The sequence below is a fragment of the Acetobacter orientalis genome, from assembly GCF_000963965.1.
In the GTDB taxonomy this organism is placed as follows: domain Bacteria; phylum Pseudomonadota; class Alphaproteobacteria; order Acetobacterales; family Acetobacteraceae; genus Acetobacter; species Acetobacter orientalis.
On the sequence record NZ_BAMX01000014.1, the window covers coordinates 100908 to 114190 of the forward strand.

The 13283-nt window shown below is 50.9% G+C and carries 17 protein-coding genes, 1 tRNA gene and 1 pseudogene; 11 read left to right on the forward strand and 8 right to left on the reverse strand.

Annotated elements, in window-relative coordinates; translation table 11 throughout:
• Window positions 1-116: 116 nt before the first annotated feature.
• From obgE to rplU, 3 genes are all read right to left on the reverse strand, one after another.
• Entirely contained in the window at window positions 117-1136 is a 1020-nt protein-coding gene (obgE, locus tag Abor_RS06175; RefSeq protein ID WP_048840968.1) for a GTPase ObgE, read from the reverse strand.
• A 106-nt stretch (window positions 1137-1242) separates the two neighbouring features.
• Window positions 1243-1512 (reverse strand): 50S ribosomal protein L27, encoded by a 270-nt coding sequence (gene rpmA / locus Abor_RS06180; protein ID WP_048840969.1) that lies wholly within the window; start codon window positions 1510-1512, stop codon window positions 1243-1245.
• A 60-nt stretch (window positions 1513-1572) separates the two neighbouring features.
• Window positions 1573-1887, reverse strand: coding sequence for a 50S ribosomal protein L21 (rplU, locus tag Abor_RS06185; RefSeq protein ID WP_048840970.1), 315 nt, complete (start codon window positions 1885-1887; stop codon window positions 1573-1575).
• 216 nt (window positions 1888-2103) lie between these two features.
• On the opposite strand from rplU, the gene Abor_RS06190 reads away from it, so the two are divergent.
• From Abor_RS06190 to Abor_RS13290, 3 genes are all read left to right on the forward strand, one after another.
• Window positions 2104-2193 (forward strand) — tRNA-Ser (locus tag Abor_RS06190).
• 122 nt (window positions 2194-2315) lie between these two features.
• Window positions 2316-3419: a tyrosine-type recombinase/integrase gene (locus tag Abor_RS06195; protein ID WP_048840971.1), complete on the forward strand. Its 1104-nt coding sequence runs from the start codon at window positions 2316-2318 to the stop codon at window positions 3417-3419.
• Window positions 3420-3485: 66 nt separating this feature from the next.
• A complete protein-coding gene (locus tag Abor_RS13290; RefSeq protein ID WP_084594398.1) occupies window positions 3486-3701 on the forward strand; it encodes a tyrosine-type recombinase/integrase in 216 nt (71 codons plus the stop codon).
• 52 nt (window positions 3702-3753) lie between these two features.
• On the opposite strand, the gene Abor_RS06205 is transcribed toward Abor_RS13290, so the two are convergent.
• The gene (locus Abor_RS06205; RefSeq protein WP_048840972.1) at window positions 3754-4050 is read right to left on the reverse strand and encodes a hypothetical protein; all 297 of its coding nucleotides are present in this window, start codon (window positions 4048-4050) and stop codon (window positions 3754-3756) included.
• Between the two features lie 239 nt (window positions 4051-4289).
• Here Abor_RS06205 and Abor_RS06210 point away from each other — a divergent pair, with 239 nt between their 5' ends.
• Both Abor_RS06210 and Abor_RS06215 read left to right on the forward strand, forming a co-directional pair.
• Window positions 4290-4547 carry an AbrB/MazE/SpoVT family DNA-binding domain-containing protein gene (locus Abor_RS06210; RefSeq protein ID WP_048840973.1) on the forward strand — a complete coding sequence of 86 codons (258 nt, stop codon included), beginning with the start codon at window positions 4290-4292 and terminating at the stop codon, window positions 4545-4547.
• Window positions 4544-4876 (forward strand): type II toxin-antitoxin system PemK/MazF family toxin, encoded by a 333-nt coding sequence (locus Abor_RS06215; protein WP_048840974.1) that lies wholly within the window; start codon window positions 4544-4546, stop codon window positions 4874-4876. Before Abor_RS06210 ends, Abor_RS06215 begins: the two co-directional genes overlap by 4 nt.
• A gap of 144 nt (window positions 4877-5020) precedes the next feature.
• Here the strand turns inward: Abor_RS06215 and Abor_RS06220 are convergent, their stop codons facing one another.
• A complete protein-coding gene (locus Abor_RS06220) occupies window positions 5021-5587 on the reverse strand; it encodes a hypothetical protein (protein ID WP_048840975.1) in 567 nt (188 codons plus the stop codon).
• 191 nt (window positions 5588-5778) lie between these two features.
• Window positions 5779-6363, reverse strand: a complete 585-nt coding sequence (locus tag Abor_RS06225) for a recombinase family protein (protein ID WP_048841104.1) — start codon at window positions 6361-6363, stop codon at window positions 5779-5781.
• Between the two features lie 172 nt (window positions 6364-6535).
• Between Abor_RS06225 and Abor_RS06230 the strand changes: the two genes are divergently transcribed.
• The 6 genes from Abor_RS06230 (at window position 6536) to Abor_RS06255 (ending at window position 10949) form a co-directional block, all read left to right on the forward strand.
• Window positions 6536-7081: a hypothetical protein gene (locus Abor_RS06230; RefSeq protein WP_146855046.1), complete on the forward strand. Its 546-nt coding sequence runs from the start codon at window positions 6536-6538 to the stop codon at window positions 7079-7081.
• Between the two features lie 59 nt (window positions 7082-7140).
• Window positions 7141-7515, forward strand: coding sequence for a hypothetical protein (locus Abor_RS06235; RefSeq protein ID WP_048840977.1), 375 nt, complete (start codon window positions 7141-7143; stop codon window positions 7513-7515).
• Between the two features lie 42 nt (window positions 7516-7557).
• The gene (locus Abor_RS06240) at window positions 7558-8208 is read left to right on the forward strand and encodes a hypothetical protein (RefSeq protein WP_048840978.1); all 651 of its coding nucleotides are present in this window, start codon (window positions 7558-7560) and stop codon (window positions 8206-8208) included.
• Window positions 8209-8237: 29 nt separating this feature from the next.
• Window positions 8238-9206 (forward strand): hypothetical protein, encoded by a 969-nt coding sequence (locus Abor_RS06245; RefSeq protein WP_048840979.1) that lies wholly within the window; start codon window positions 8238-8240, stop codon window positions 9204-9206.
• A 16-nt stretch (window positions 9207-9222) separates the two neighbouring features.
• The gene (locus Abor_RS06250) at window positions 9223-9855 is read left to right on the forward strand and encodes a hypothetical protein (protein ID WP_146855043.1); all 633 of its coding nucleotides are present in this window, start codon (window positions 9223-9225) and stop codon (window positions 9853-9855) included.
• 71 nt (window positions 9856-9926) lie between these two features.
• Complete coding sequence (locus Abor_RS06255) at window positions 9927-10949, forward strand: hypothetical protein (protein WP_146855040.1); 1023 nt, start codon at window positions 9927-9929, stop codon at window positions 10947-10949.
• A gap of 420 nt (window positions 10950-11369) precedes the next feature.
• Here Abor_RS06255 and Abor_RS13110 read toward each other — a convergent pair.
• Both Abor_RS13110 and Abor_RS06265 read right to left on the reverse strand, forming a co-directional pair.
• Window positions 11370-11534, reverse strand: a pseudogene (locus tag Abor_RS13110) (integrase core domain-containing protein); the annotation flags it as partial.
• A 236-nt stretch (window positions 11535-11770) separates the two neighbouring features.
• Window positions 11771-13222 carry a phosphomannomutase gene (locus tag Abor_RS06265; RefSeq protein ID WP_048840982.1) on the reverse strand — a complete coding sequence of 484 codons (1452 nt, stop codon included), beginning with the start codon at window positions 13220-13222 and terminating at the stop codon, window positions 11771-11773.
• Window positions 13223-13283 lie beyond the last annotated feature (61 nt).

Consider the following 13283-nt stretch of genomic DNA (forward strand, 5'->3'; position numbering starts at 1 on the left):
GAAATTATTATGTTGCATATTCTCAAAAACATAATTGGAGAATGCTGGTCTTTTTAAAACAGGCAAGAAAGCCAAGAGTAAACCTAGGGGTATGCTTACTCTTGATGCTGCGTTGTTCAGGCTAGGCTGTCACGCTCTTCCTGACGGATTGCCGTGACCTGATCTTGAATGGTGCGTAGCAGTTCTGGCACCCCTTGGTGTGTGGCGGCTGAAATTAAAACAACTTTTGCACCACTTGCTTTTTCTAAAGCTCTGCGGCGGGCAGAGGCTTCTTGTGGGGTCATGGCGTCATTTTTGTTCAGGGCAATAATTTCAGGCTTATCTGCCAAACCGCCACCATATTCGGTTAATTCATGGCGGATTGTACGCCACGCATCCACTACGTTACCTGCGGCACCATCTATCAAATGGAGTAACACAGCGCAGCGTTCAACATGGCCTAAAAAGCGGGTGCCTAAGCCAGTGCCTTCATGTGCACCTTCAATCAGGCCCGGAATATCGGCAATCACAAACTCTTCTGTCATAGACAGGCGCACAACCCCAAGTTGGGGGTGCAGCGTTGTAAAAGGATAATCAGCAATTTTGGGGCGCGCTGCTGAGACAACAGACAAGAAAGTAGACTTGCCAGCGTTAGGCATGCCAACCAAGCCAACATCTGCAATCAGTTTTAGGCGCAACCAGATCCAGCGCTCTTCACCCGGCCAGCCTTTGTCTGAGCGGCGGGGGGCGCGGTTGGTGCTGCTTTTGTAATTAGCGTTACCAAAGCCACCATCACCACCGCGGCAAAGGGTAATGCGTTTGCCTGCTTCATCTAGGTCAGCCAGCAGGGTTTCGCGGTCATCATCCATAATTTGGGTGCCAACTGGCACTTTAATAACAACAGCTTGCGCGGCAGCACCTGTACGGTCAGAGCCTGCACCATTGCCGCCTTTGCGGGCACGGAAATGCTGGGTGTAACGAAAATCGATCAGGGTATTCAGGTTGGGTACGGCTTCAAAAATAATATCGCCGCCACGGCCACCATTGCCGCCATCTGGCCCGCCAAATTCGATGTATTTTTCACGGCGGAAGGCTGTTACGCCATCGCCACCATCGCCAGAGCGAACGTAGATTTTTGCCTGATCGAGAAACTTCATGGGATACCTTCAGGGGGCCGCAAGTGCAAAAAAGGGCCGATCCCTTGAGGACCGGCCCCTTTCACCATTTCAACCACAAAAAGGCGTGGCTGAAACGCTTTAAGGCTTACTCAGCGGCAGCTGGCAGGGCGTCCACAGAAACGTGCACGCGGCCTTCAGAGCGGCGTTCGAAACGCACGCTGCCGTCAATAAGAGCAAAGATGGTGTGGTCGCGGCCAACACCAACGTTACGGCCAGGTTTCATCTTTGTACCGCGCTGGCGGATGATGATGTTGCCTGCAATAACTTCTTCGCCACCGAATTTCTTAACGCCAAGGCGGCGTCCGGCGCTGTCGCGCCCGTTGCGGGATGAACCGCCAGCTTTCTTTTGTGCCATGACCTAAGTCCTCTTCTGGTCTATCTACCTGCTACTAAAAACCCACTCAATAAGGGGTAATTAGGCGGCGTTGATCTCTTGAATGCGCAGAACGGTAACCGGCTGGCGGTGGCCATTCTTGCGACGGCTGTTCTGCCGGCGGCGCTTCTTGAAGATGATGACCTTCTTGAGGCGATCCTGAGCGACAACGGTTGCCGTTACCTTAGCGCCTGCCACGAGTGGGGCACCAATGGTTGCTGAGCCTTCGCCACCAACAGCCAGAACTTCGTCAAAGGTCACGGTTGCGCCAGCTTCAACTTCCAGCTTTTCAACCTTGAGCACCATGTTGGGCTCAACCCGATACTGCTTACCGCCGGTGCGGATAACTGCGAACATCTAAATGATCTCTCTTTCCGATCTCTCAACCTCCCGCGGCGTTATGCAGGCGAGTGGTCTGGACGCTTTTTTTCTTGTGCCGCTTTTGGCGACATGCCTCCATCTTTGTGGAGTGGTTGCGCCTTTTACGGGCAGGCATGGGCTTTCGTCAACTAAAACCTGCACTGAGCCAGCTTGCGCGTCCTTAAACAGAAGCTTATAAGCCTGCCTATATGCGGAGAGGTGCCGGAGCGGTCGAACGGGGCGGTCTCGAAAACCGTTGTGCTAGCAATAGTACCCAGGGTTCGAATCCCTGTCTCTCCGCCAAATATCGCAGAAAACAGCCCCAAAATGGCTGTGCAAATTTAGTCTTGGAAAAAATACCTCTTATTTATTGTGCAAATCCGTGCAAATGACCGTTCAGGGATAATTTGCACAAGGCTTGCACAATGGCGAAATCTGTCTGGAAAAAGGTGGCGCCCGGCATCTATCTGCGCGGCGAGATGCAGTATCAGGTCAAGATTGCCCGAAAGGGTCGCACTGTCGTCGAGACATTCGATAGTCTAGCAGAGGCACAGCGTTTCCGGCTGAAGACGATCACCGAGATCGACGGCGGCGTGTATGTTGATCCCTTTAGAGAGAAAGAGACGACACTTCTCGACCTGCTATTACGTTACGAAGAAGAAGTCACTCCGACGAAAAAGGGCGCCCGCCAGGAAACCAGTGTGCTGCGGATGTGGCGGGAACAGGAATGGTCATCCCTGCCGATTGCCTCAATTTCGCCCTCTCATGTCATCGAATGGCGCAACGAGAAGGTCAAAGCCGGCAAGGCTCCGACGACTGTATCTAATGCGATGAACACTCTGTCCGCTGTGTTCTCTTACGCGATCAACGAATGGCAATATAAAGTCACGAACCCCGTCATTGGATTGAAGCGTCCCAAGGCACGGCCCGCCAGACGGGTTATCATGCCACAATCTGATCGTATAAAACTGTTGGAAGCGTGCCAGACCCTCGGCCCGAAATGGCTCCCATACATCGTTTCGATCGCGATTGAGACGGCTATGCGGCAGTCGGAGATCAGGCGGATACATTGGGATCATGTCTTCGAGACACATATCCATCTGCCTGAGACGAAAAATGGTGAATCACGAGATGTCCCGCTAACTGAGGAAGCGTTGGCGGTCATCGAACAGATCAGACGGAACCTGCCGCGCCGGAATGATCGCTGGATGTTCGGTGACCCAGACCAGCCCATGAGCAGCGGCGGAATCACACTCCACGCCGTGACACGAGAATTCGCCGATGCTGTCACCTGGGCTATCGAGCAGCCTGGCGGGTTGAGCCAGAAATACACATTTCATGATTTACGCCACGTCGCTATCACTGAGTTAAAGCAGGATCATGTTGACGCGATGGATTTGGCTAAGACTACAGGGCATAAGACGGTCAATCTGCTGCATAAAGTCTATTACAATCCTGACCCCGAAGATCGAGCAAAAGACATTCGGGCGCGGCGGGCGGCGAGGAAGAATAAGGCGATGGAGCAGTGAGGGGATAATTAACGGTCGTGAGTGGCTGGAGACAGTCAGTTATGGTGTGCGTGACGTGGTTGCGTTGTGTGCATAAGAGTCGGTCTCGCCGGTGAATTGACCTTCCATGATTTGCGCCATGTCGGATGCACACGCCTTGCACCATTGCATCTAGATTGCTTTGAACTGGCGAAGACCACAGGACACAAAGACCCTCGCATGTTGATGTGGTATTACACCCCCAGTATCGTTGATCGTGTCGCACAGATCAGGGCCAGAGAAAGGGCGTTGGCGGCGGGGTGAGAAGGGCGTGCCGGGTGAGGTGTTCACTGGGCACACCAACCTCCCTAGAATATCAAGCCTTCTTCAGAATCTTATTTTGCACAAGAATTCCAACTCGTTCCTCGTTGGACTGGGCGGCGGCTAGTTGTTCAAAGGCTTTCTCGACATCGACCTCATTGCAATCGTGTGAGACGTAATACGTGTCTCCGGTATCCGTTCGGCGCAATGTAGCGCCAGCGTTCAGGAAACCATCCCCGAGCGTAACTACTTCCTTCAGAACGCTGTTGAATTTATCACTAATTGCTTGGCTTTCTTTATTGAATTTATCAATGGTATCTCTCAGTGACTTGAAGGTAGGAGCCTGGCTCATGTTTTTCACTCGAACTCTACGCAGTTAATTAACCGAAGCACGGTAACCGGAAACATCCTGCGCGACTAGCCGCATGATCCAGGTATCAACGCAAGAACGGGCAAACGACATCCGGGCGCGGCGTGCGGCGAGGAAAATCAAACAGGCGGAGATGAAGGCGCCGGCTGATTACCGTTGAAGCGTCTCCATAGGGATGTTATATTGAAATATAACATTTATCTGACCATCAGGAGCGATCAATGCACACCACCAATCTCCGCAAGGTCGGCGGATCGGTCATGATGGCCGTCCCTCCCGCCGTCCTTGAAACCCTGCATCTATCCGCAGGGGCTAAGGTCTCAATCAGCGTGGCCGAGGGACGCCTTGTCGTCGAACCGAAAACGAAGACGAAATACACGATGGCCGAACTGCTGGCCGCGTCGGACTATTCCGGGCCGCACACCCAGAAAGATCGGGAGTGGGTCGATGCGCCGGCAGTCGGAGGCGAGATTCTGTGAAGCGCGGCGACATTTACAAAGTCGATCTTGACCCGACCGAAGGCCGAGAACAGCAAGGATACCGGCCTGTCCTGATCGTATCGCCCGACGATTTCAATAGGGCGACGCGCCTGCCCGTCATCCTGCCCATCACGAATGGCGGGGACTTCGCGCGGCGTCTGGGGTTTGCTGTGTCACTGACTGGAAGCGGAACGGAGACGACAGGAATCATCCGGTGCGATCAGCCCCGCGTTCTGGACATCAACGCCAGGAATGGCCGGCTGGTTGAGACCTTGTCGGATGAAATCATGGATGAAGTTCTGGCGAGGGTAGTGACGATCTTCGAGTAGATTGATGCGCCTCCGGCGTTTTTATTTAATGCTCGCAATAAACTCCTTTATGCCCGCCACAGCTTGGTCATCGGCATTAGAGGCCGGCGAAGAACGCTAGTGGCTCACCACCGGCTATGGGGAACCAGACCTGACGTTCCCTGATTATTGAACCTGCTTGCCATTGCGAAAGATGGGCTGATTGCGAAGGCTTAAAGAAACGCTGCTTTCATCCAATCCTTCCAGCTTGATCTGTTCACCTAACTTTATCGTCTGGTGAAACGGCACCTTCATTTCCTTGTAAGGGAGGGGTGAAGCGGTCTTGTCTAGGATAGCCGAATAGAGCGTGGAGCCATTAAAATCCTTCATCGAATTTCGATCACTGATGACGGTTGTAAAGGCACCCATAATTTCTATCCCATTATTCTGACGGCCAATAACATTCGCTGTAAGCGTGTAAGATAGGATGCCGTTTTGGCAACTATGTTGACCGGCATCACAGATGCGAATGAATCTTGGTTCCGAATGAATGGTGGTATTGCTAATCCCGTCACTGGATGCCGCAATTTCACCGGCGTCGGTGTCAAAGACTTTGCCGGTTGGGAGGTAGATATCGTGTTGAGGCGCGTAAAATACGGTGACGGCTTGCAGAACAGGTTCCGGTTCCGCGCACCCGGCCAAGCTTATACCGAGAATTAGGGTTGTTGCAACTTTGGATCGATTTATGCGCATTCTAAAATCCTCCGATACAATATTTGGCTAGGCTACCTGTTCCCAGTGATCCTGCCAATAGCAGGACATTCCTTTATCAGAAGGGATCAAATTCTCTGGAACGCAATGAAAACAATATCCTATTCCGACTCAAAAAGGGTGGTTTTCGGGTTCCGGTCAAGCACTCATCATGTTTTCGCAACATTAAGTGTTCAAAAAGCGGCTTTTTGAAGAGTATTTTGGGCCGTGATGCGCTGAATCGTCGAGATAGAAACGCCCAGGATGTCAGCGATCTGGCCGTTTGTATGCCCTGCCGCGGACATCGTCAGAGCGTGGCCCCTTTGTCTGATTGTCAGCTTGGGTCGTCTGCCCAGCCGTTTCCCGGCCGCTCGTGCGGCTTCCAGTCCGGCCAGCGTTCTTTCCTTGATGATCTCCCGCTCAAACTCAGCAAAAGCGGCAAGAATGGTCAGGAATAGCCGGCCATTCGGTGTGTTTGTTTCGACCCCAATGTTAAGAATTCTCAGGTTTATACAGCGCTCATTCAAAATCCGAATGAGACCAATCACGTCCACAGTATCCCGCCCCAGTCTGTCCAGCTTCGCAGCAATCAGACTGTCTCCGGCTTCCAGCATTTTCAGCAAAGATGACATGCCGGGTCGAGACATTGCCGGCACACCGCCAGAAATAATGTCTTGAGTGATCATATCGTCTGACAAACCCTCGCGACGCAAAGAGAGCAGTTGCGGGTCGTTTGTCTGACCTTCAGTTGACACCCTTGCATAGCCATACCGCTTCATAACCATACCCCCCGTTTTCGATCAGCATTCAATCCGTGGTTTTTGGCGTGTTTCAATACGACAGGCTGATGTTCAAAAACCACGGATTCTGCTCATTACAATCAGTGTAGTGTGGCGTGAGACGGATTTCATATTTCCGGCGCACGCCACATTCTTTTGAGAGAGTCAGTAAATGAACGCATTTGATTTGAAGACATTCCGCCACGCAGGATTGTCTATTATGACAGTCGCCGTTTTATCTTGCGGAGCAGCGTTCTCGACGCCTGCAAAGGCGGACTCACCACGCGAAGACCAGACCCGTTATGGCCTGGCCTCCGGTAATGGCCCTCTCAACACTTTGCTGATCAACGGCCATCCCACAACGCCAAAAATTGCCGGTAACAGTGCGCTTTTTGTCCAGAAAATCGCGGAATCCGGCAACACTGATGTCGTTCTTTTAACATCCGTTGGCGGTCAGGCTTGTGACGCTCAGTATTCAATCCTTCAGGTCACGCCGAACGGAATCAAGACGCCCACACCATTCTTCGGGAATTGCTCAACTGCCAAGCCGTCCATTTCCGGGAGCAAGATCACACTGAAATTTCCGCGCAATATCGGGAAATACGCCACCACGCCAGCCGAAGTCGATGTTTACGATCTGGCGACTGGAATCCTGACAAAAAATGGCCAGAACATTCCCGCTGCCTGCAAGCTGGATGATGGCGTTTGCCAAGGGTGATTTCACCGCATTCTTTAATCTTTTGACCCACACTTAAATCGAAATCTGCTGAGAGAATCATGAACGCTCGCTCTATACTCACCATCTCCAGAATGGCCGCTCCTGTATTTGGACTTCTCGCACTGTTCCCCTTGGTCGGGTGTGGCGAGAGTGGCCCTTCTCTGGAAGAACTTCAGTCCATAATCTCTCAAAACTATGCGGATGCTGTGGAAGGGAACCGGTCATTCGGAGACATTCTAGGTCACAACCATCCGACACCCCCGGTCGTAAAGGTCACGGAACGGACGTGTGAAGCGCGGGGCTCCTATGAGTTTCACGGCGAAAAACTGCCAATCTTCCGTTGTGATGTGACTTTCAAAGTGGGGGAAGATCAGCAGAAACAGAAGCTCGATTACGTCAAAATCGAGGGGAAATGGAGCCAATACGAAGAATAAGGCGATTTATTATCCGCCAGTCACAAAAAAGGAATTTGATTGATGCTGATCAGAGATGTTGACCTGAAATTCTACACAGCAAAAGGATACCTTGCCGTTGCGGGCGGCTTCGTTGCCATTGTTCTGCTGACCTGCCTTCTTGGTGGGCTTTCAAACGGCGGCCCAATCGGTGTTATTCTCGGTATTTTCTGCGTCGGGGGCGGCGGATGGCTTGCTCGCAAAATTGCCAGATCGATCAGCGGCGATCCTCTGGTTTCATTTCCCAAAATGTATGGGGAGATTTTTGCTCACCCGCCTATCCAGATCAATTACCGGCTTGATGTGGATGATTACCTCACCGCGATCTGTTACGATGGTGAATACCTCTACATCATTGAAAAGAACAAGATGGTCTCTTTGAAATGGAGTGATGTCCGTCAATGGGATTGGGCCATTATCACGCCACAGAAGCAAACCACGATCGCAGGCTCTCCAGGCCAGGCATTCCAAGGTTTTGTTAATGACTCCTTCGCCAATCTGGCGCCAACCCATGAAGCCATGAAAAACAGTGGTATCCGGTTGACCGTCAAGAATCTTGATCATCCGCACTGGTTCTACAATACAGGCAAGGACAAGAACGCCGAGGCCGTATGCCGGAAATGGGAAGAAATATTTCGGCAATTCAATGATGGCACTCTCGCGATTGCACACTGATTAACAGTAAAGAATAAAGAGACAGAATCATGGGGCCTGAAGAACTAGCAATCATCACCAATCCGCAATTCATCAACGCGACATTCCAGGCGGGCGAGAACTGGTATCATGGGATGGTTGCTCAGGCCCGCGAGGCCGCGCGTCTTTCTCAAGAACGCAATTCTTTCGTCGAAGCGAACAATCATCTTGTTGCCGTCAACAGCCAACTGATTGCTCAAGGTCGTCAGCAGAATGAAAAGTGGAAGGCTTTTGCGAACGATCTGGTCAAGCAGCATGACGAATATGCCGTCTTGGCCAAGCGCCTTCTGGATGAGAAAACTGCTGCGTTGCGGAGCGAAGTTTTCGCCGGATGTGCGATGGAGCGGCAACTGAACGAAGAGAAGGCCCGTTCTGCTGAGAAGGATGTGGGAATCTCACAACTTCAGAATGATCTGTCCGGTGTCCGTGGCACTCTGGCCGCAACGCAGGAATCTTTGACCTATGAGCGGCAGAATGTGGCGGCTCTTCAGGCAGAGAATGAAAAATTGAGGGCAGCACTTTCTGCGGCAGAAAGCGATCGTCATCGTCTTCATGAGGACAACGCGGCGTTTCTGTCTGCTGCTGATTATTTTGAACAAAAATGCAAAGACCTGGAATCTGATCTGGAGCGAAGCCAACAGGCTCTACAAGAGGAAGAGGCTCAGAACCTGACTCTTTCTCAGGATTTTCAAAACGCTAATCTGGTCAACGAAGCGCTTTCGTCCGCGTCCCCGTTGGCCCTCTCCTTGATGGAACAGACACGCGGGTTGTGGGCGGCCCAAGGCAAGCCCTCCATGATGGAGAACTATCTAGCGTCGCATTGCCGGACTGACGGTCAACCTCTAACCGTGCGCGAGTATCTTTGGTTTGCAACACTGATGCGAGAGATGGTGGCCCGGAACATTCCAGATCACCTGATCAGCGCACATTGTCCTGTCGCAGAGAGAGACGATTTCCTGACTCGTCCCGTCGCGATATAAAATGAAGGGAAGAACCATGGCGCAGACTGATCATACGTCCTCTCCAATGAGCCTCTATGCCGGGTGGGTGACGGTTGACGGGCAGTGTTATCCCTTTGGGGCTGAAACCAAGCGGCGTTGTCTCCAGATGATTGCGAAATTCATCTGCTCCATGGCTGAAAAACACGCCGATCTTCAGCGCGAAGAGCCTGATTTCGCATTGCTGTGTCCGTATTGGTATTCAGGTGTTTATATAAGTTCCGATATACGCAGGCTTGCATCCGAGGAAGCGATTGATCCAGATACGCTCGACGAAATAATGCGAGACGTGGCCGATGACTACTTGGGTAATCAAGCCACCAAAATCACAGCGTTTGTTGTGCCAATGCTTGTGCCGGTCTTCGGTCAGACGATTGGAGACACTTTGTTTATCGCAATGCTGGATAAAAGTGACGACTTTGCTGGATATGTCACCACAGATCAGGTCACAGCCGAAAACTGGCTGACGGACTATGTCGCGCAGGTCTTCGGCCCATCAGTGGGAAAGCCAGGCATGAGTGTCGAAGCGGCCAAAATCGCGCTCAAAGGCAAAGGGGTTATAAATATCTGCCCTCTGTCGCTTTCACCAAACCTTGAGATGGTTATGTCATTGGCTGCATTGACCCCGTAAAAACGCGGATAGATCGGGGGCCATAATGTAACCCGATTCAATCTTGCGACGACGATCCGAAATCTTGATTCATGGCCGAAAACCGCCGTTTATCAGGTGCGGGTTGTTTCTCTGATATGCTTGTTTCCGGCTCCGGCCCAAGGTTAGATAAAATCGGCGATATGCTTCTTTGTTGCGAACAAAGAGGGTATCGTATCATGACAAACAATGCCTCCCCATCAAACATCAATGCTCGAACGATTCAGCAGCGGCATGAAAGCCGTATCGCCCGCGCTGAATCAGATTTTATTTTTGATTTAATGTTTATCGCCTTGGACGGTGAATTTATTCGTCCGAGCATCAGAAAGTCCCTCGTTGATGCTATCTGGTCAACAATGGACGGCGATGTCCCCGACATCAATAAAAGGCTCTGCGGGACTTCAGATAAAGAGTTTATCCTGTCTGATGAACGCGACCTTAATTACGAAGATGAGAGAGAAATACTTACGCTTCAAGAGATCAAGATTCTAAGGTGGTCAGAAGCGCGGCTAGAACCGTCCTGGAAACTCATCTACATTACCCTTATTGCTATGCGTATCTTCATCGGCGCGGAATCAAAAAAGGTCGGGACGTATCGTTGCATTGCGTATGACAAGATCATTATGCCCGCGATTCCAGTATCAATGTCGCTAAGAGAAAATCTGGGCGTTTCGCGAGATGAGGTGCCGGCTTGGGCTGATATTGTCTGTGCCATGCTGCGAGCGACTGGGCGTTCTAATCCTGACAAAAAAATGGAACGTCTCCTGGTCTATGCGCTTGTCAGTTTGCTGCATGAGATAACCGCCGCAAGACTACACGCAGACAATACGTCTAAGTATTTCGATGATAGATGTGGAGAAATTATTGAACGGATGAACGGTATCATCTCGACAATACCTGAAGAAGACTTGGCATTATGGGATAGCGCGAGGTCGATTGCTGCAAGGGGGGCCGGCAATAGTGGATCATCTGGGGGGGCAGTGTCTGCCGGCGGGCCGAATAAGAAAAAAGCCCCGGCTCTGGTTCATCCAGCACCTCGCATCAGATCGAAAAGTTTTCGGCCGAAATGGGGGTGAGGTTGAGGGGAAGGTTGAAGGAGGGCGAGGGAATTTCCGGCTGCCGCCGGGGGGGGGGGAGGATGTAAACAAGCATGGCAGGCGGCAGACCGACCATCCTCCCCGCGAAGCATCTATCCTGCTGGATTTTGTTTAACCGCGCAGGATGTTGAAAAAAAGGCGGCTCAGAAGCCGCCTCATTGGGTCTATGTAAGCATACCATGAATGTTTACAGTCTGCGCCCATGAGCCTGTGTTTCTGATTCATTTTGTTTTGCCTTAGGGATACAGCTCGACACTGAATTTTAGATTTTTCCGGGACTTTATCTCAACAACTGAAGGCGCTATTGCACCGGCCATTCGGCTTGCTAGGTTTGGAATTTTTTATGGAATCCGGGTCGCTGTATGCAACAAAGGAGGTAGTCAGGACAGGCCATGACGTATAATGACGAATCCATTTCGTGAGGCTCGCTCGGCACTTCGTGCCGGCCTTGAAAGCGTGGGGGTACACGCATTCATATTTCAATGAACTCCAGACACGCTCGATGAAGACATTGTCCATCCAGCGGCGATGGTAGTCCATGTTGATGCGGATCTTTTGCTTTCTTCGTAACTTTGCCCATCAGTTCTTATCTAGGTCGAGAATAGCTTATCATCCTGTCCGATTTTGCTGAACCACCTCTATAGACTTGGTTAGATAGAAGATAAGATCGCAATCATGATCAGCAAACAGCTCTCGAGAGATGTGATATTCACTCGAAAACGTATTATTTTGTAGTATAGAACCATTAAAGGGTATGTATTTGATATACACACCCTTTAAAAAATATCGAGCTTACTCCTTCATGAGCGCCAAGATTCGATACTTTTCATTCCAATTTTTAGGAGTTCTTGAGCCCGTGGCTTATTTGCGGCTTCGACATATAAGCGAAGCTCAGGCGCGTTTCCAGAGGGACGTAAATGAAGAACCTCATTGGATGCAAATGTCATCCTCAGACCGTCAGTCTCGTCGATGGCCTGAAGAGCGCCACACGCCTGAATGAAGCCCAGCTTTTCGGCTTCTGTGTGCGGGGATTTACGTAATACCTCAAGCTTTGTCTTGCTCTGTATTGTTGGCATTTCAGCCAGTCTGTCGCTCAACGTAAAGCGGGGGGGAAGAGTTTTGATGAGTTTTCTAAGGTCTTTGCCATAGTCACGTGCAGCAACAAGTGTACACAGCATGGGCAATACGGAATCTCTTGTTGGTAAGGCCGGAAGGTGTTTGCCATCTCTAGAGATAGCGCTGGCCAGCAGGAAACCACCATTTGCTTCGTACCCGACAGAGGGCTCGGTACCGTCTGCCAAGGCTTCTGTCATGGCAGCAACTACGTAGGGTGATCCAATTTTTGTACGGCGCACTACATTGGCAAAGCCGGCTTTTTCTAAAGCGGTGTTACTGCTAACGGGTGTGGCGACACTTTTTGCCTGCAGAAATTGTGCGGCGAGTATTCCCAGAACGTCGCCACGTAACCAAACACCTTGATTGTCAGCAAGCAATGGCCGATCTGAATCGCCGTCTGTCGTCAGAATGGCATCATAATGCTCTGACTTTGCCCACTGTTGGGCCAGATCAGAATCCTCTTTACGAACAGCTTCTGTATCAACAGGAACAAAGGTTTCGGATCGGCCTAATGGGATAGCTTCTCCACCAAGTGCTTCAACAATATCGATCAGCACATCCCGGCCAACAGCAGAGTGCTGGTAAATACCAAGCTTTAAGCCTCGGAGTGCCTCTTTTCCAAAAAAATTCCGATAGCGTTCAACAAAGGCAGTAGATACATTTGTGACATTCGGGAGTGTAATGGGATGGATAAGATGGCCTTCGTCATCAAACCATTCAGCAGGAAGGCTGACATCTTCCTCCCGCATCGCAATTTCGTCAGATTTCAGAAATTCGCCGCGAGCGTGATTAAATTTGATGCCGTTCCGGTCTGCAGGAATATGGCTCCCCGTGACCATGAGGGAAGGCATACCTTCAGAAAATGCAAAATTACATAAGGCGGGTGTAGGCACATACCCGCAGAAAATAGTCCTTCCACCCATGAGGTCTATCGCCGCAGCACAGGCTTTTAGAATGCGAGGACTACTTGGGCGAAGATCTCCTGCGATAGCAACGAGTTGCCCGGTCTTGAATTCCCCGATTTTTTGAAGATAACGAAGAAAGCCAACTGTATAAGCGCAGCAGACTTTGTCTGTCATAGCGGTTACGAGTCCCCGTGCGCCGCTTGTTCCAAAAGCTACACCGGATTCCGTCATCCAATCTTTTATTTTTGCCATTCTATGTCATCTCATCAAAATTCTAATGCTTCTCTGAAGC

Bases quoted from the DNA above. Each gene is read 5' to 3' on its own strand.
- obgE (WP_048840968.1), bottom strand. From the start codon at position 1,136: ATGAAGTTTCTCGATCAGGCAAAAATCTACGTTCGCTCTGGCGATGGT.
- rpmA (WP_048840969.1), bottom strand. From the start codon at position 1,512: ATGGCACAAAAGAAAGCTGGCGGTTCATCCCGCAACGGGCGCGACAGC.
- rplU (WP_048840970.1), bottom strand. From the start codon at position 1,887: ATGTTCGCAGTTATCCGCACCGGCGGTAAGCAGTATCGGGTTGAGCCC.
- Abor_RS06195 (WP_048840971.1), top strand. From the start codon at position 2,316: ATGGCGAAATCTGTCTGGAAAAAGGTGGCGCCCGGCATCTATCTGCGC.
- Abor_RS06205 (WP_048840972.1), bottom strand. From the start codon at position 4,050: ATGAGCCAGGCTCCTACCTTCAAGTCACTGAGAGATACCATTGATAAA.
- Abor_RS06210 (WP_048840973.1), top strand. From the start codon at position 4,290: ATGCACACCACCAATCTCCGCAAGGTCGGCGGATCGGTCATGATGGCC.
- Abor_RS06220 (WP_048840975.1), bottom strand. From the start codon at position 5,587: ATGCGCATAAATCGATCCAAAGTTGCAACAACCCTAATTCTCGGTATA.
- Abor_RS06225 (WP_048841104.1), bottom strand. From the start codon at position 6,363: ATGAAGCGGTATGGCTATGCAAGGGTGTCAACTGAAGGTCAGACAAAC.
- Abor_RS06230 (WP_146855046.1), top strand. From the start codon at position 6,536: ATGAACGCATTTGATTTGAAGACATTCCGCCACGCAGGATTGTCTATT.
- Abor_RS06235 (WP_048840977.1), top strand. From the start codon at position 7,141: ATGAACGCTCGCTCTATACTCACCATCTCCAGAATGGCCGCTCCTGTA.
- Abor_RS06240 (WP_048840978.1), top strand. From the start codon at position 7,558: ATGCTGATCAGAGATGTTGACCTGAAATTCTACACAGCAAAAGGATAC.
- Abor_RS06245 (WP_048840979.1), top strand. From the start codon at position 8,238: ATGGGGCCTGAAGAACTAGCAATCATCACCAATCCGCAATTCATCAAC.
- Abor_RS06250 (WP_146855043.1), top strand. From the start codon at position 9,223: ATGGCGCAGACTGATCATACGTCCTCTCCAATGAGCCTCTATGCCGGG.
- Abor_RS06255 (WP_146855040.1), top strand. From the start codon at position 9,927: ATGGCCGAAAACCGCCGTTTATCAGGTGCGGGTTGTTTCTCTGATATG.
- Abor_RS06265 (WP_048840982.1), bottom strand. From the start codon at position 13,222: ATGACGGAATCCGGTGTAGCTTTTGGAACAAGCGGCGCACGGGGACTC.